Raw genomic sequence first — 16650 nt, forward strand, 5'->3', positions numbered from 1 at the left:
GTCCAGCATGGGCAGGTTGCGCGCGCTGAACGGCCGCTCCCGGGCGACGATCGGCCGGGGCCCGGGCACCCGGGCGGTCACGCGGGTTCGGGAACCCGCCGGTGGCCCACGAGGACGAAGAGTGCGCCGACGACGGCCAGGCCCGTCAGGACGGTGCCGAAGACGGTCGCCCCGGCGGGCAGCCCCACCGCGTCCATGAGGTAGCCCGTGGACACCGGCAGGAGACCGGCAGGGAGGTAACCGCCCACGTTCAGCGCGGCGTTGGCCTCGGCAAGCCGCTGTGGCGGGACGGTGGAGTTGAGCAGCGAGAGACCGCCGAGCTGGCCCATGCCCTGGCCGGCCCCGGCGAGCAGGGCCGAGGCGACGAGAAGGGCGACCGACGAGGCGTGCACAGCGGTGATCAGTGCGGCCATGCCGAGGGTGGTGCTGACCGCGCCGGCGGTCAGGACGGTGCGCCGGGGCAGCTTCCGCACGGCGAACTGGACGCCGGTGGCGGCGAGGAACATGACGAACGCCATGGCTCCGGAGACGATCCGGCTGGTGGTGCCGAGCAGTTCGGTCAGCAGCGTGGGGCCCAGCGACAGCACGAAGGACGTGGCGGTGATGCCAGGGGCGAACACGGCTATGCCCAGGGCGAGATGGACGCCGTTGCCGCGCGGGACGCCGGGTACGCGCACCCAGGCGCCCTCACCGGGCACGGCGGGACGGCGTACGGGCATGCGCAACACGGCGAGGACGGCCGTGGCCAGCAGCACCGCCTCGACGACGAAGACGGTCACCGTGGGCGCCGACAGCGTCTCGGACAGCAGGCCGGCGAGCAGCGGACCGAGGCCGGCCCCGAAGACCATCGCGCAGGAGGCGAGCAGCGCGGCCAGCCGCCTGCGCTCCGGGCCCGCCACGTCCGTCACGGCGGCCATGCCCGCGGAGACGACGGCGCCGACTGCGATTCCGGTGAACAGCCGGGCGACGAGCAGCGCCGTGACGGTCGTGGCCGTCGCGAAGATCGCGCAGGCGGCGAGGGCGAGGGCGAGCGCGGGCAGCAGCACGGGCTTGCGCCCCAGCCGGTCCGAGACCACGCCCGAGACGAGCAGCGAGCCGAGCAGGCCGACGATGTAGAACGCGAAGACGACGGTCAGCGTGCCCTTGGAGAAACCGATGTCGCGCTGCCACAGCACGTACAGCGGGGTCGCCGCGTTGGACAGCACGAAGACGGCCGTGACCGGCCACGCCGCCAGCCACACCCACCAGGTGGGGGCAGTGGTTGCGGCCTGACGTTCCGACATGGGTGGTCCCTCCGGTCAGCGTAGTACGAGTTTTTTCGAACCTAGCATGCAGTACGATGAAACTCGTACAGGCGATTCGGATGACAGGGAGCTGCCCATGTCCGCGACGGCTCACGACGTGCCGGTCTTCAAGGTGCTGCCGGAGCCGGAGAACCTACCGGAACCGCTGCCCGAGCCCGCGGTCGAGGAGCTGCGCCTGGAGACGGTGCTGGGCGCGCTGAGCGACCCGCTGCGCCTGACGATCGTGCGCAAGCTCCTGTTGGAGTCGGAGGCGTTCGACCACTCCTGCGGCTGGTTCGGCCTCGACCGCCCCAAGTCCTCCCTCACCCATCACTTCAAGGCGCTGCGCGAGGCCGGTGTCACCCGCCAGCGCCAGTACGGCCTGGAGCGCCGCAGCCACGTCCGCGTGGCCGACCTCGACGCCCGCTTCCCCGGCCTGCTGGAGCTGGTGGCGGCGTGGACTCCGGACACGCCCTGAGCTGACGCGAGAACCGCCACCGACGACCGCCCGGACACCTTGTTCAGTCAGCGGACCGGGTGGCCGAACAATCCGTGCCGCGACTGAACTGGGCTCGCCGGAAAGGGCCGCAGCACGGAGAGGGGTCGTCGGATGGGCGGGAGCGGGGGCGTCGCGGTCATGGTCGCCGGGCTGGTGCTGGCCGTCGGGGGTTGCGGGGACGGCGGGACGGACGGGAGGGCCGCCAAGTCGTCGGCCGAGCCGGAGCCGACCCGGTCGCCGTCATCGTCGTCGGCCGAACTCGTGGAATGGGTCGGCGACATGTGCGAGTCGACGGTCGCGCTCGAGAACCTGCGGAAGGGGAGCGCCGCGGACCTGAAGGAGATCCAGAACTCGGACGACGGTACCGGGATGCTCGCCCACGCCCACGCCCTCAGTTACCTCTCCACCACACCGGCGGACGTGGAGACCGTGGCCGGCGACCTGGAGGCCCTCGGTGCGTCCGGTGTCCCCGCGGCCGACCGGCTGCGCGACGCCCTGCGGAAGAAGGTGCGGAGGGTCGCGAACGAGCTCGGAGCCCGGCCACCGGCCGTGGGCCTCGAGTACGCCGAGAGCACGGTCGCGGACGTCGACGAGCAGGTCCAGTCCCTCACCCCGCCCGAGCCGGACCTGCCCGCGCTGACCGAGAAGATTCCGCGGCTCGCGGCGGCGTACGAGCAGGCCGAGCAGTGCGCACCGGGCTGGAAGCCCGACGGATCCTCCGGGGAGGGGGACTCACCCGCACCCGACCCCACCGGCCCGCTGCCCAAGGCCGCGGACGGCAAGAACTACGCGGCCTGCTCGGACGGCGCGTGCGAGGTCCTCGTGACCTCCACGGCGGACATCACGGCGAAGGGCACGAACGTGCACGTCATCGTGTCGGACGACTCCGTCACCTTCCAGTCGGGGGGCGGCGTGATGCAGTTCGGCGGCGCGGGCGGTGAGGCCGGGTTCGGCAACGGCCTCAAGGCGACCGTCGTGGCACACGACAAGGACGGCGCCGTACTGAGATTCGGCCTGTCCTAACTCCCGTGGCAGGCCTCCCGGTAACCGAGCTGCGGCAGGTACTGCCGCCAGTCGGCCCGGGTCAGGACCCCGCCGGTGTGCGCGCAGACGTACTCCGCCGCGCGGTCCTCGTCCAGCGTCCACACCCGGGCCGTCAGGTCGTAGCCCGCGGAGGCGAGGGCGTCGCCGCGGGGGCTGAACGCGACGGTGATGACGGTGTCGAGATGGCCGGTGAGTTCCTGCCCGGACGGCTCGGCCCGGGCCGGGTCGGACACGTCCCACAGGCGGACCGTGTGGTCGCCGCCGCCGGTCGCCAGCGTTGTGCCGTCCGGGGCGAAGGACAGGGCCCGGACCGCCGCGCGGTGTCCGGTCAGCTCCTCGCCCAACGGGCGGGCGCGGTCGTCCCGTCCGACGTCCCGCACGTCCCACAGCCGCACCGTGCGGTCGTCGCTGCCCGTCGCCAGTGTCCTCCCGTCCGGGGCGAACGCCACGGCTTCGACCGCCTCGTCGTGTCCGGTGAGGGCGGCGCCCGCGGGCCGGGCCCGCGTCCCGTCGCCGCCCACGTGCCACAGGCGGGCCGTGGCGTCCTCGGCGCCGGAGGCCAGAAGGCCGCCGTCCGGCGCGAAGGCCACGGAGGTGACGGTGTCCGTGTGACCGCGCAGCGTCGCGCCCAGCGGCCGGGGGCGGCCCGGTCGCCGTACGTCCCACAGCCGGACCGTGTCGTCCGCGCCGCCGGTGGCCAGGGTGCGGCCGTCCGGCGCGAAGGCGACGGCGTGGACTCCCCCGTCGTGGGCGCGCAGGGGTGCTCCGAGCGGGGCCGGGCGGTCGGGCGTGGAGACGTCCCACAGGCGTACGGTGCCGTCCCCGGACCCGCTGACCGCCGTACGGCCGTCGGGCGCGAACGCGACGGCCAGCACCCGGTCCTCGTGGGCGAGCGGCCGCGGCAGCCGGCGCGGGCGGTCCGGGCGGCGTACGTCCCACAGGCGGACCAGACCGTCGTCGGTGCTGGCGGCGGCGAGCAGGCGGCCGTCGGGGCTGTAGGCGACGGCGGTCACCGGGTTGGTGAAGTCCGTGAGGACGGTCGGCGGCCGGTGCCAGAGCAGGACGCCGCCGTCGGCGCCGGTGCTGGCGAGGGTGCGGCCGTCGGGGCTGAAGGCCACCTCCCACACGGGCTCCGTGTGCCCGGTCAGCGGTTCCCCGAGCCGCTGTGGATAGGCGGGGTTGGCCACGTTCCACAGCAGCGGCGCGTCGTCCTCGCCCGCGCTCGCCAGGGTCTCCCCGTCCGGGCTGAACGCGACCGACATGACGGGCGCGGTGTGCCCGGTGAGCGGCTCGCCCAGTGAGGTGGGCCGGTCCGGGCCGGACACGTCCCACAGCCGTACGGTCTCGTCGAAGCCGGCGGTGGCCAGCGTGCGGCCGTCGGGCGAGAAGGCCAGGGTCCAGACCGGGGCGGTGTGGGCGCGCAGGGGCTTGCCCAGCGGTGCGATCCCGTCGTTCCCGCCGTACCGCCACATCCGGACGGTGCCGTCGTAGCCCGCCGTCGCCAGGGTGTTCCCGTCCGGGGCGAAGGCGACCGCGCGGACGCTGCGCTCCTGCGAGTCGTCGGCCGCGGCGGGCCGGCCGAGCGGCGCGGGGCGGGCCGGGTCGGTCAGGTCCCACAGGCGTACGGTGCCGTCGTCGCCTGCCGTGGCCAGCGTGCGGCCGTCGGGGGCGAAGGCGACGGAGACGATGTTCTGCCCGTCGTGGCTCGCCGGCGGTCGGCCGAGCGTGCGCGGGTGCTCCCGGTCGCGCACGTCCCACAGGCGGATGGCACCGCCTTCGCCGGCGGCCGCCAGCAGGTCGCGGCCCACCGGTGCGAAGGCGACCGCGCCGACCCGGTCCGTTCCCAGCCGCAGCGGTTCTCCCAGGGCCCTGCCGCCGGCGTCCCACAGCCGGACCGTTCCGTCGTGGCCGCCGCCGGCCAGGGTGCGGCCGTCGGGCGCGTACGCCACGGAGCTGCCGACCCCGTCGTGGCCGGGCAGCCGCGTGGCCAGGACCCGGCCCGCGTCCGAGGCCAGCCGGGTGTGCAGGTCCGGGGTGGAGCGCATGCGGTACGCGGCCACGTCGAGCCGGGCGGCCAGCCCGGCGTTGGTGTCGCGGATCCGGTCGGCCTCGGCGGTGAGCTGCCCGAACACGGCGTCGTCCCGTTCGGCCTGCGCGGTCGCACGGGCCTGGAGGGCGACGACCGCGGTGCCGGTGGCCAGCAGGGCGAGCGCCGCGAGGACGGCCACGACCGTGCGGCGCAGGAGCGCGGCGCGGTGCCGGCGGCGGAGGGAGGTGGTGAGGAACCGCCGTTCCAGCGGGGTCAGTTCGTCACTGCCGGGAGCGGCGCCGTCCGCCGGGAAGGCCTCGCGGGCGGCGGACAGCCGGGAGCCGGCGTACAGCGCGGCGTTCTCCTGCCCGAGGTCCTGCCAGGTGCGGGCCGCCTCGGAGAGCGCGCGGTGGACACGCAGCCGGTCGCGTTCGGCGTCGATCCAGTCGCGCAGCCGGGGCCAGGCGGTGATGAGCGCCTCGTGGGCGAGCTCGGCGGTGCCGTCGTCGAAGGTGATGAGGCGGGCCCGGGCCAGCCGTTCCAGGACCACCCGGGTGTCGGCGGGGTCGCCGAAGCCCAGCTCCGCGTGGTCGGCGGGACGGCGCGTGTCGGCGGTCCCGTCGCCCGGCGCGACGAGACGCAGCAGAATACGGCGCGCCACCTCCGCCTGCGACGGGGTCAGTTCCCCGTACACCTGCTCGGCCGTCCGGACGACCGCGCCGTGCAGGCCGCCGGCCGCCTCGTACGCCGCCTCGGTCAGGGCCCGGCCGCTGCGGTGGCGCCAGGTCTCCAGCAGGGCGTGCGACATCAGCGGCAGTCCGCCGGGGGCGCCCTCGACTTCGTCCAGGAGCCGGTCGGTCAGGGCGCGTTCGACGATCAGTCCGGTCGCGGCGGCCGGGCGGACGATGGCCTCCCGCAGTTCCGCCCGGCTCATCGGCCCGGCGAGCAGCGTGGCGTCCTGCAACGCGGCGGTGAGACCGGGGTGCTCGGCGCACCGGCCGAGGAAGTCGGCCCGCACCGCGATGACCACGCGCAGCCTGCTGTCGGCGGCGGTGGCGGCGACGAGCCGGTCGATGAAGGCGTCGCGGTCGGCCGGGTCGGCGCCGAGCGTGTACAGCTCCTCGAACTGGTCGACGACCAGCCAGGTGTCGGCGTCGGTGTCCGCCACGGGTTCCAGCCGCTCGGCGTGCGTGCGCAGCGGGTCCGCGCCGGGGGTGAGGATCCGTACGGCCGCGGGCGGCGCGTCATCGCCGTCGGCCGCCCGCAGCCGGGGGATCAGGCCCGCTCGCAGCAGCGACGACTTTCCGCTGCCGGAGGGGCCGAAGACGGCGGTGAAACGGTGTTTGCGGTTCAGTTCGGTGAGCCGCTCCACGAGCTGGTCGCGGCCGAAGAACAGCTCGGCGTCGCCCGGTTCGAACCGGGTCAGGCCCCGGTAGGGCGGCCGGGTGGTGTCGTCGGCGGCTGTCTCGGCGGCCAGTTCGTCCGACGCCTCGCGCCAGCGCCGCTCCCATTCGGCGAGGTCACCGCCGCACGCCTTGGCGTAGGCGAGGGTCACCGCGCGGGTGGGCAGCTGCTTGCCCGCCGCCGCCTGCGACAGCGTGGTCACCCCGTACCCCGCCCGCCGGGCCATCTCCCGGTACGTGGGCCGGCCCGCGGCCTCGCGCAGCGCACGCAGCCCGGCGGCGAACCGCTGCACCGGCCCGGCCTCCGGATCCAGCTCGCCCTCGGCGCGCCCCGGCCCCGATCGTCCCGGCACGTGGCCGCCCCCTCCCCTCGTACGCCCTCCCCCGACCTTCCGCCGCATCAGCGGCCGTGACACGGGCGTTCACCCGATCCTCACGCTTCCTCCAGGTCACTCAGCCCGCTGCACGGCTCCCGGGTTGTTCGGTGCCGGGAGAGGGCCAGCCGAACAACGGCGGGCGGCGGTCGAATGGCCGGGGACGTGGCCGGGACGGGCCATGGGGCGGCGGTCCGAACCCTGCGAGGGGAGGGCTCGGGCCGCCCCGCGTCCGCACACACCCGCGACAGGCTGGAGGAGAGCCATGCACGGACGGCATCACACGGGGTTGATCCCCGCATGACGTACCCGGCGTACGAACCCGGTCCGCCGCTGCCGCCGGAGCCCTCCGAGCCGCCGCGGCCCCCGGCCCCTGCCGACCCGTGGGCGGTGGCCCTCGGCAACGCCGCACTGCTCGGCATCGGCTATCTGCTGCTGCGTCAGTGGCGCCTGGCCGCGATCGCCCTGCTGGGCACGGCCGTGCTCCTCGACCTCACCGCCTCCACCGCCGAGACCTGGTACGAGGTCCTGCTGCTCCTGTGGTGGGCGGCCGGTGTCGCACACGGCTGGTTCCTGGCCCGTCGCCGCCCGGAGCAGGCCGTACGACGGGGGCAGCGCGCGGGGACGCTCGCCCTCGCGCTCGCGGTGGTGCTGACCGCCGTACTGCTCCGCGTCGACGCGTACGGCATCGAGAGCCGTGTGACCGAGGCCCGCGAGGGCGGCGACTGCGAGGCGGCCGTCGCCGCGCAGGGCGAGGTGGGGTGGGGTCACCGCCTGGCGGGCGCGCCGGTGGTGGAACCCGGCGACGCGGTGGTGGAGGCGTGCCGCCGGCTGGAGGGGGCGGCGGCCACCCTGGCCCGCGCCGCGCGCAGGGGCAGCACCGAGGACCTGGGGCGGGGCTTCGGCACGCTCGCCGGCGTCCTGAACGAGCCCGGCAACGAGCAGACCGTCAGGACGGTCCTGGACACCTTCCTCGACGGCCTGCCCACCGACGACTCCTGCGACACCGCCGCCCTCACCGCCTGGCTCCGCGACCGCGGCCCCACCCGAGACGTCCTGGACCGCTCCGCCGGTACGGCGGCACGCACGGAACCCGCCGCCCTCGTGGACTGCGGCGACCACCTGATGACCGAGGACGCCTGGCAGCAGGCGCGGACCCACTACCAGCGGCTCCTCGACACGTACCCGGACGACGCCCGCGCGGACGAGGCCCGCGACGGCGTGCGCGAGGCCACCCTCGCCATCGAACTGGACCATGTGCGCGGCCTGGTCGAGAACACGTACGGCGCCGACTCCGGCTACTGCTCCAGGCCCGCGAGGTACAGCGGAGCCCCGCCGTACCGCAAGGGCACCAACCGCGCCCTGTTCCTCGGCGACTCCGAGTACACCGACAAGCTCCCCGGCTCCTGGCGCACCGGCGACCCGGCCAGGGCCGCGCTCGTGGTCTGCGCGGGCGCGGCGGAGAACGGAGCCGCCGTGGAGACCTGCGCCTACGAGAACGACACGTCCCGGTACCTGCCCCACCAAGTGACCTTCCACAAGGTGAAGATCCCCCTGAAGGTCTACGAACTGCGCACCGGCAAGCGCCTCGACCCGCGCTCGGTCCAGATCGACGGCGCAAGCTGCCCGAGCGTCCTGCGCTACGAGTACTACCTGCACGACTTCGGGCCCGGCGACCAGTTCGTCTCCACGACCAAGTCCGGCGTACGGGACGCCTTCCGCCCGGTCGTCCGACGGTGACCTTCGGGCCCCCGGCCGGGCCCGTCAATCCCGGCGCATCCGCCGCAGCGCGGCCCGGGCCGGGACAACCGTGGCCGCCGTGGCGAGCAGCAGACAGCCGGCCACCACGGCCGCGACCCAGGGCCAGGCCACCGACAGCTCGACCGGCAGCCCCAGTTCCCGGCGCAGCCCCCAGGCCGTGCCGACCAGGGCGGGAGCGGCCACCGCCAGGCCCAGGACGGCGCCCAGGGTGACGACGCAGCACGTCTCGGCCGTGAGGATCAGCAACACCTGGCGCGGTGTCGCACCGGACAGGCGCAGGACGCGGAGGTCCCGCACCCGGCCCGCGGTCGCCGTCAGCACGGTGGAGGCGACGGAGATCATGGTGTAGCCCGCCGTGATGGTGACGAGGATCAGCGTGAACAGCCACACCAGCCGGTCCTCCTCGGCGTCGTCCGAGGCCGCGTGGACCGTCACGGGGACTTCCTCCGCGCCGAGTTCCGGGAGGGGCGGCGTGGGCGTGTCGGTGGTGCGGTAGACGACGTCCGCGAGGGCCGACGGGTCGTGCGCGCGTACCAGCTCACGAGGCAGAAACACCTGGTACGGCATCGAGTCGTCCAGCACGGCGGCCACGCGCAGGTGCCGGGTGCGGCCGTCCTCGAAGGTGAGGGCGGCGGTACGGCCCTCCCGCCAGCCGTGCGCGGCGGCCACGGCGGCGGTGACGACGACGGTGTTCCCGCGGGGTGCCCGCGCCCGGTACGTCTGCTCGAACCCGGGCGTCACCCCGGCCGCCGACAGGGCCGCCCCGCCCTCGCCGCCGTAGACCGTCGTCGACAGCAGCGCCGTGCCCTCGACCCGGTCGGCCACAGCGTCCGACAGGCCCGGTGTGCCCCGGGGCACGACGGCCGCCTCGGCCCGTACGGCTGCGGCCTGCCGGGTCGTGTCGGCGCTCTGGGTGGTCTGCACGGCACTGGTGATCAGTACGGCGAAGGCGACGGTCGCCAGCACCGGGGCGATCGTGGCGGAGGTGCGGCGCACCGAGGTGATCATGTTCTCGCGTACGAGCACGGCCGTGGCACCGGGGCGCCTGGCGAGCGGCCGGGCCAACGCCCCGATCACGGGCCGGGTCAGCACCGGCAGCAGGAGGGTGAATCCGGCCGTCAGGCCCATGGCCGCGCTCAGCACCATCAGCACCATGGCGTCCGCCCCCACGAAGGCCGTACCCGCCGAGCAGGCAGCGCCCAGGGCCGTCGCCACCAGCCCCGTGACCCCCCGGCGGCGGGTCATCGGCCGGCTGTCCACCACGGCCTCCCGCATCGCCTCCAGCGGCTTCACCCGGGAGGCCCGACGCGCCGCGGCACCCGCTCCGGCGAGTGCCACGGCCACGCCCAGGGCCCAGGCGGCGGCCGGTACCCACCACCGGATGCTCACCTCGAAGCCGGCCGGCTGGAAGCCCGCGTCGATCAGCACCCCGGTCATCGCGGGCGCCAGCGCGACTCCCGCCACCGCCCCCGCCCCGGCGCTCACGGCGCCCACCGCCAGAGCCTCCCCGTACACCAGCCGCCGCACCTGCCGCGGTGTCGCGCCGATCGTGCGCAGCAGGCCGAACTCGCGGCGCCGCTGGGCCACGGTGAACGCGAACGTCGAGGACACGTTGAAGACGGTGACGAAGGCGGAGAGCAGCGCCATGGCGGTGAGCACCTGGCCGCCGATCCAGCGGGTCATCTCGTCCTGCTTCGGCGCGAGTGCGTCACGGGAGGCACCGGTGAGGACGGCGCCGTCGTCGCCGACGACGTTCCGGGCGGCCTGCGCGACCCGGGCGGCGTCGGTGCCGGGATCGAGGGCCAGTCCGATGGTCCGTACCCCGCCCGCGAGTTCGGCGGCCCGCCGGTCGGTGACGTAGTAGCCGGGGCCGTCGATCGTGCCGGACACCGAGAAGCGCCGGGGTCCGCGCGCCGTCAGCACCGTGAGGGACTCGCCCGGCCGGTGCCCGAGGGAGTCGTCCACGACGATCTCGCCGTCCGCCGTCGGCGGTCTGCCCCCGCTCAGGCCGTACGCGGCGAGCGCCGCGGCCGACCAGGGGTGGCCCTGGCGCTCCCCCGTGCGCTGCTCGCTGCCGGGGGCTTGCGCGTAGAAGGACCGGTCGGCCACCGCCGCGGCCACCCCCGGCAGCCGGCCGAGCTCCCGCCGCAGTTCCTCGGCGCGCTCCGGCGCCCACGGCGGGTTCTCCGTGAACACCCCGGCGGTCGGCGCTCCCGCCGGGCTCCGCACCAGCACCGGCGCCCCAGCGAGCCGTTGTGGCACTCCCGTACCGTCCGACAGCAGCACCAGCGCGCTCATGGTGACGACCGCGACGCCCAGCGCCACGGCCACGAAGGACCCCAGGAAGGAGGTCCACCGCTCCCTCGCGCTCGCCAGACTGATCACGGCCGCACCACCAGGGCGGCCGTCCGCGCCGCGATCGCCTCGGCGCCCTCGGCACCCGGCAGTTCGTCCACGAGCCGGCCGTCGGCCAGCAGCAGCACCCGGTCCGCGTACGCCGCGGCGGCCGGGTCGTGCGTGACCATCACGACCGCCTGTCCGCGGCGGTCCACCAGGTCCCGCAGCAGCCGCAGCACGACCCGCGAGGCCGTGCTGTCCAGTGCGCCGGTCGGCTCGTCGGCGAAGAGGACGGCGGGCCGGGCGATCATCGCCCGGGCGATCGCGACGCGCTGCTGCTGGCCACCGGACAGTTCGCCAGGCCGGTGTCCGTGACGGTCCGCGAGTCCGACCGCGGCGAGCGCCGAGTGCACCTCGTCCGCCGAGGGGCGTGACCCGGCCAGTCTCAGGGGCAGTTCGACGTTCTGCGCGGCGGTCAGAGCCGAGACCAGGTTGAACGCCTGGAAGACGAATCCGATCCGGTCCCGGCGCAGCACCGTCAGCGCGTCCTCGTCCAGCCCGTCCAGGTCCGTACCGTCGATCAGCACCTCGCCGGCGCTCGGCCGGTCGATGCCCGCCGCACAGTGCAGCAGGGTGGACTTGCCGGAGCCGGAGGGGCCCATGACGGCCGTCATCGTCCCGGCGGCGAAGTCCAGAGTGACGTCGTCGAGTGCGGTGACGACGCGGTCGCCTGTGCTGTAGTGCTTGGTCAGTGACCGGAGCCGGACGGGAAACGAGGCCGAAGTGCCGTGCGGCGTAGTGGTGTTGGTCGTGGTCATGCCCTCAAGGCAACGACGGTGACACCGCCCGGCGCATTGCCGCCCGGGCGAGAGCCGATACTCCACCTGGCACTACTGCCTCCGCCCCCCGGCGCCGCTACGGTCGACCGGGTGACCACCCCTCGAACCGTCCTGGAGGCGCTCACCCGCAGCCCGTTGGGGTTCCCGCGCACCGTCTGGCCGTGGCGCGCACTGGGCTATCTCCTGTCCGGCGGGGTGTTCGCGACCGGTGTCCACCTCGGTGTGGCCGGGCTGTTCACCGCGCCCCTCGGCACGTTCGCCAGGGTGCTCTGCGCGGGAGCGCTGGTGGCCTTCGCCGTCGCTCTCGCCGGTCCCCTGGAACACCGTCGCCTCGCCCTCGTCGACCGGGGCGATGGTGCCGGTGCCGGTGACGACCGGCAGCGTACGCGGCACCGCCCCCGCACCGCCGGCTACGGCGCCGTGTCCGTCCTGGCGGTCGGCTGGCTGGACCTGGCCGTGGTCCTGGTCTCGCTCGGCATCCCGGGCTTCCTCCTCCTGACGCCCTTCCAGCCCACCGCCATGCCCTGGCAGACCGTGGCGGGCCCGGTCGCGGGCGCGCTGCTGCTGCCCGTGGCCGCGTATCCCATCGGGGCGTGGGCCGCGGTCCGTGCGGCGGTGGGCCGTGCCGTGCTCCACCCGAAGGACCGCGAACTGGGCGAGGTCGTACGGTCCCGGGCCCGCCTCGTCGACGCCTTCGAGACGGAACGCCGCCGCATCGAACGCGACCTGCACGACGGTGCGCAGCAGCGGCTCGTCGCCCTCACCATGAAGCTGGGCTTGGCCGCCCTCGACCTGCCGCCCGGCAGCGCGGCGGCACAGCAGGTCGGCGAGGCACACGCCCTCGCCAAGGAGGCGCTCACCGAGCTGCGCGAACTGATCCGGGGCATCCATCCGCAGATCCTGACGGAACGCGGACTGCCCGCCGCCGCCCGGGACATCGCCGGGCGCTGCCCGGTGCCCACCGACCTCGACCTCGACCTGCCGGGCCGGCTGCCGGCCGCCGTCGAGCAGACGGCGTACTACGTGACCGCCGAGGCCCTCACCAACATCGCCCGGCACAGCGGTGCCGACCGCTGCCGCGTCACCGCCCGCTGCCACGACGGCGTGCTCCGCCTCGACATCGAGGACAACGGCTCAGGCGACGCCGACCCCGCTCGCGGTACGGGCCTCGTCGGCCTCGCCGACCGGATCGCCGCCGCCGACGGCAGAATGCTCCTGTCCAGCCCGCCCGGCGGACCCACACTGCTGAGAGCGGAGATCCCGTGCGTCGGCCCACCCTCCTGAGAGCGGAGACCTGATGCGGCAGTCCCTCCGCATAGTGCTCGCGGAAGACGCCGTCCTCCTGCGCGAAGGTCTCGTCCATCTGCTGGAGCGCTTCGGCCACCAGGTGCTCGCCGCGGTGGGCGACGGCCCGGCCCTGCTCGCCGCCGCCCGGGAACACCGCCCCGACCTGGTGATCACGGACGTCCGTATGCCACCGGGCCAGACGGACGAAGGCCTGCGCACGGCCCGCCGGCTCCAGGCCGAGCAGCCCTGTCTGGCGGTCCTCGTGCTCAGCCAGTACGTCGAGCAGACCTTCGCCGATGAGCTCCTGGACGACCGCCGCACCAGCGTCGGAACGGGCTACCTCCTCAAGGAACGCATCGGCGACGTCGAGGAGTTCGCCGACGCCGTCGCCCGCGTCGCCGCCGGTGCGACGGTCGTCGATCCGGAAGTGGTACGCCAGCTCCTGGCCCGTCGCCGCGACCCCCTGGACCGGCTCACGCCCCGCGAACGCGAGGTCCTCGCCCTCATGGCCGAGGGCCGCTCCAACGCGGCGATCGCCCGCCGCCTGGTCGTCACGGACGCGGCCGTCGCCAAGCACATCGCGAGTATCCTCCAGAAACTGGACCTGCCCCCGTCGGCCCCCGACGACCACCGCCGCGTACTGGCGGTACTGGCCTACCTGCGCGCCTGACGTCGCACCGGCCCACCGGCCGGGGGCCTCGGCCCTGCCCGCCGCGCCCGCACCGCACGCAGCCCCAGGAACACCAGCAGCCCGAACGGCGACAGCAGGATCGTGAGAACCAGCAGCGGTCCCATCAGCAGGGCGGGGATCTCCAGCCGCCGGCCCTCCCGGTACATCCACTGCCCGATCAGCAGATCCCAGGCGATGACCTGCGCCCAGACGGCACCGGCACCGTCCGGGAGGGCTGTCAGTTCCCGGAAGCTGCCGAGGTCCGGACTGCTGACCGCGGTCCACAGCTCGGGGAACACCGGTATCGCGAGCGCGAGATACACGAAGAGCACGGGCACCACGGTCAGCGGCGACCCGGCGATGCGAGCGGTCGGTCCCCAGGCCGGCGCGAAGATCATGAGCAGCCAGACGGGTGCGGCCAGGAAGAAGGAGAGCTCGAAGAGGAATCCGGTCACAGCACGAGGTCCTTGGAGGCGGGAGCACTTGTCGCGGCCGTCGCCCGGTGTGAAGGAGACGTCCGGCCCGTCCGCAGGGCCCAGTACGCCCCGAGGGCGACGGCGACCACCATCAGGCCGGCCGCCCCCAGCGTCGCCCCGTCCGGGCGGACCAGCGGCTGGCCGCGCAACGCCTGCCAGAGGACCAGCGCGAAGACGGCGGCGTACGCGCCCGAGGCGACCAGCACCAGACGCAGCCGGACCCGCTCGTCGGCGAGGCGGGCGAAGCGCGGTGCGAGGACGGTCAGCACCATGAGCAGCAGCGGCAGGAGTTGCAGCGCGTGCATGCCGAAGAAGTGCGGGATGCGCAGATCACCGCCGGTCGTGGACCAGCCGGTCAGCGGCATCGAGGGGCCCCCGTCCGGCACGCCGACGCTGTGCGCGCCGACCACCTTGGAGACACCGCGCTGCTGCCCCGGCGCGGGCTGGGTCATCAGGAAGCCGACAGCGGCCCCGGCCAGCGCCAGCAGGATCCCGGAGCGCATCGCCCAGGCGGACGCCCGGTCGGCGATCCGGGCCCGGAGCAGCAGCACGGCCACGACGAGCGTGCCGGCCCACAGGACGACGACCGTGACGGCCATCGCGTTGAACAGCGCCTCGTCGAACGGCGTTTCGTGATTGAAGTGGCTGCGCTTGCCGCGTACCACCTGCCCGGTGATGATCACCATCTCGACGAGACTCGCCAGCGCGACGACGGTCCCCGCCCACCAGCCCACGCGCCGCCGGTCGGGGAGCAGCGACAGCATCCAGGCGAGCGAGAGGCAGTACGCCACGAACGACACCGCGAACTTGAACGGCTTGGCCCAGATCGGCGCCCCCACGAGGACGCGGTCGTCGACCAGGACCCCCACAGCGGACACGACCGCCAAGGCCACCATCGCGGCCGAGAACACCACCAGCGGCCGATGCCAGGACGTACGCAAGACCCCATTGCGTAAGAACTCCATGCCCACCCCTGAGCTAGACGTGAATGGATAGCGACACTATCCGCTATCCGATAGCCCCACTATCTACCATGGGTGCCGGGTCGGCAAGGGCCGACACCACGGGCAGGCCGAAATTCGAGGAGTGAACCGGCGTTGCGTATCGGGGAGTTGAGCCGGAAGACCGGAGTGCCGGTGCCGACGATCAAGTACTACGTCCGCGAAGGGCTGCTCCCCGCCGGCGAGCTGACCAGCCGCAACCAGGCGAGCTACGACGAGACGCACGAACGCCGGCTCCGGCTGATCCGCGCCCTGCTCGACGTCGGCGGCATGAAGGTGGCGGAGATCGCGGACGTACTGAGGGCCGTCGACGACCCGGAGCGTCCGCTCCACAAGGTGCTCGGCGCGGCAGCGGACCGGATGGGCGGCACGGCCTCCGACCACGACGACGACGCATCGGCCGCCGCCCGCACCGCCGTGGCCGACCTCATCTCCCGACGCGGCTGGCACACCCACGAGTCGAATCCCGCCGCCGCCGACCTCTCCAGAGCCCTGGCCACCCTGACCCGGCTGGGCCACGGAACCTTCGCCGGACTCCTCGACACCTACGCCGAAGCCGCCGAGCAGGTCGCCCAGGCCGACCTCGCCTACGTGGACCGGCGGGTCGCGGTCGAGGACATGGTGGAGGGCGTGGTCATCGGCACCGTCCTGGGCGAGGCGGTGTTCAGCGCACTGCGCCGCCTGGCCCATGTCGACGCGTCGGCCAGGCTGTACGGGGCGAAGGGGGCTCCCGAGGGCGGCAAAGCCCCTTGACCTCAAGTGCCGTTGAGGTCGAATGATCGAGCCATGGACGAGACGAGCAGCACGACGAATCCGCGGGACCACTTCGAGATCACCACCCTCATCAGCGGCTTCTTCCGCACCATGGACGAGCGGCGGTTCGACGAGGGCTGGGCCGGGGCCTACTTCACCGACGACCTGCGGACGACATCACCGCTCGGCGAGGCCGAGGGCGCCGACGCGGTACGCGGCGTGGAGGAGGCCATCGGCCGGTTCGCCGCCACCCTGCACCTCTCCTCCGACGTCCTCGTCCGGGCCGAACCGGGTGCGCGGACGGCCCGTGCCTCCTGGAACGCACACATGACCCACGTCCACTTGGAGTCCACGCTCCGGGCACGGGGCGAGAGCGCCAACCCCCTGTTCACGGTGGGCGGCACCTATGAGGGGGAACTCCGACGCACCGACAGCGGTTGGCGCTTCAGCCACGTCTCCGTGCGGGCCGTCTGGACCACGGGCGAGCCGCCCGTCCTGCCGGAGGAGACCGCCGCCCGTGTCACGGAACTGACCGGCGCCCAGGCGTCGAACTGAGCCCGGCGGCCCATGGCTTCGGTAACGTGTTCGCCCGGGGCGGCCCGATCGGCTGCTGCCGGACGAAGCCCGGGGGGACACCGATGACGACCACTCATGCCTTGTCCGGGGTGGGGAGCAGCCCACCGCCGGGGAGCGACAGGGTGATCGACGTACGGGATCTGCGGATGCGCTACCGCAGCCAGGACGTCCTGAAGGGGGTCGAGTTCACGGCCCGGCGAGGCGAGGTCGTCGTGCTGCTCGGCCCGAACGGCGCGGGCAAGACGACCACGATCGAGGTCCTGGAAGGCTTCCGGATGCGCTCGGCCGGTGACGTGAGCGTCGCCGGGCTGCTCCTCG

The 16650-nt window shown here is 74.2% G+C and carries 13 protein-coding genes and 1 pseudogene; 8 read left to right on the forward strand and 6 right to left on the reverse strand.

The window, feature by feature from the left end; all coding sequences use genetic code 11:
- Nucleotides 1-77: 77 nt before the first annotated feature.
- Nucleotides 78-1283 (reverse strand): MFS transporter, encoded by a 1206-nt coding sequence (locus SCNRRL3882_RS19415; protein ID WP_010032317.1) that lies wholly within the window; start codon nt 1281-1283, stop codon nt 78-80.
- Between the two features lie 97 nt (nt 1284-1380).
- Between SCNRRL3882_RS19415 and SCNRRL3882_RS19420 the strand changes: the two genes are divergently transcribed.
- Both SCNRRL3882_RS19420 and SCNRRL3882_RS19425 read left to right on the forward strand, forming a co-directional pair.
- On the forward strand, nt 1381-1761 hold the full coding sequence (locus tag SCNRRL3882_RS19420) for an ArsR/SmtB family transcription factor (RefSeq protein ID WP_010032318.1): 381 nt from the start codon (nt 1381-1383) through the stop codon (nt 1759-1761).
- A 132-nt stretch (nt 1762-1893) separates the two neighbouring features.
- Complete coding sequence (locus SCNRRL3882_RS19425) at nt 1894-2805, forward strand: hypothetical protein (RefSeq protein ID WP_010032319.1); 912 nt, start codon at nt 1894-1896, stop codon at nt 2803-2805.
- On the opposite strand, the gene SCNRRL3882_RS19430 is transcribed toward SCNRRL3882_RS19425, so the two are convergent.
- Nucleotides 2802-6611: a hypothetical protein gene (locus SCNRRL3882_RS19430; protein ID WP_010032322.1), complete on the reverse strand. Its 3810-nt coding sequence runs from the start codon at nt 6609-6611 to the stop codon at nt 2802-2804. The two genes, SCNRRL3882_RS19425 and SCNRRL3882_RS19430, sit on opposite strands and share 4 nt — an antisense overlap.
- 321 nt (nt 6612-6932) lie before the next feature.
- Between SCNRRL3882_RS19430 and SCNRRL3882_RS19435 the strand changes: the two genes are divergently transcribed.
- Nucleotides 6933-8372 (forward strand): hypothetical protein, encoded by a 1440-nt coding sequence (locus SCNRRL3882_RS19435; RefSeq protein WP_010032323.1) that lies wholly within the window; start codon nt 6933-6935, stop codon nt 8370-8372.
- A 24-nt stretch (nt 8373-8396) separates the two neighbouring features.
- Here SCNRRL3882_RS19435 and SCNRRL3882_RS19440 read toward each other — a convergent pair whose 3' ends face one another.
- Nucleotides 8397-10778, reverse strand: coding sequence for an ABC transporter permease (locus SCNRRL3882_RS19440; protein WP_010032325.1), 2382 nt, complete (start codon nt 10776-10778; stop codon nt 8397-8399).
- Complete coding sequence (locus SCNRRL3882_RS19445) at nt 10775-11548, reverse strand: ABC transporter ATP-binding protein (protein ID WP_010032326.1); 774 nt, start codon at nt 11546-11548, stop codon at nt 10775-10777. Before SCNRRL3882_RS19445 ends, SCNRRL3882_RS19440 begins: the two co-directional genes overlap by 4 nt.
- 111 nt (nt 11549-11659) lie before the next feature.
- On the opposite strand from SCNRRL3882_RS19445, the gene SCNRRL3882_RS19450 reads away from it, so the two are divergent.
- Nucleotides 11660-12853 carry a sensor histidine kinase gene (locus tag SCNRRL3882_RS19450; protein ID WP_040902340.1) on the forward strand — a complete coding sequence of 398 codons (1194 nt, stop codon included), beginning with the start codon at nt 11660-11662 and terminating at the stop codon, nt 12851-12853.
- A 13-nt stretch (nt 12854-12866) separates the two neighbouring features.
- Entirely contained in the window at nt 12867-13526 is a 660-nt protein-coding gene (locus SCNRRL3882_RS19455) for a response regulator (protein WP_010032328.1), read from the forward strand.
- On the opposite strand, the gene SCNRRL3882_RS19460 is transcribed toward SCNRRL3882_RS19455, so the two are convergent.
- Nucleotides 13511-13981 (reverse strand): ABA4-like family protein, encoded by a 471-nt coding sequence (locus SCNRRL3882_RS19460; protein WP_010032329.1) that lies wholly within the window; start codon nt 13979-13981, stop codon nt 13511-13513. The two genes, SCNRRL3882_RS19455 and SCNRRL3882_RS19460, sit on opposite strands and share 16 nt — an antisense overlap.
- Nucleotides 13978-14898 carry a hypothetical protein gene (locus SCNRRL3882_RS19465; protein WP_010032330.1) on the reverse strand — a complete coding sequence of 307 codons (921 nt, stop codon included), beginning with the start codon at nt 14896-14898 and terminating at the stop codon, nt 13978-13980. The genes SCNRRL3882_RS19460 and SCNRRL3882_RS19465 overlap by 4 nt, the downstream gene beginning before the upstream one ends.
- Before the next feature lie 201 nt (nt 14899-15099).
- On the opposite strand from SCNRRL3882_RS19465, the gene SCNRRL3882_RS19470 reads away from it, so the two are divergent.
- From SCNRRL3882_RS19470 to SCNRRL3882_RS19480, 3 genes and pseudogenes are all read left to right on the forward strand, one after another.
- Nucleotides 15100-15756: a MerR family transcriptional regulator gene (locus tag SCNRRL3882_RS19470; protein WP_029180645.1), complete on the forward strand. Its 657-nt coding sequence runs from the start codon at nt 15100-15102 to the stop codon at nt 15754-15756.
- Nucleotides 15757-15789: 33 nt separating this feature from the next.
- Complete coding sequence (locus SCNRRL3882_RS19475) at nt 15790-16311, forward strand: nuclear transport factor 2 family protein (RefSeq protein ID WP_010032333.1); 522 nt, start codon at nt 15790-15792, stop codon at nt 16309-16311.
- A gap of 83 nt (nt 16312-16394) precedes the next feature.
- Nucleotides 16395-16643: pseudogene (locus SCNRRL3882_RS19480) on the forward strand (ATP-binding cassette domain-containing protein); the annotation flags it as partial.
- Nucleotides 16644-16650 lie beyond the last annotated feature (7 nt).

Source organism: Streptomyces chartreusis NRRL 3882 (assembly GCF_900236475.1).
GTDB lineage: Bacteria > Actinomycetota > Actinomycetes > Streptomycetales > Streptomycetaceae > Streptomyces > Streptomyces chartreusis_D.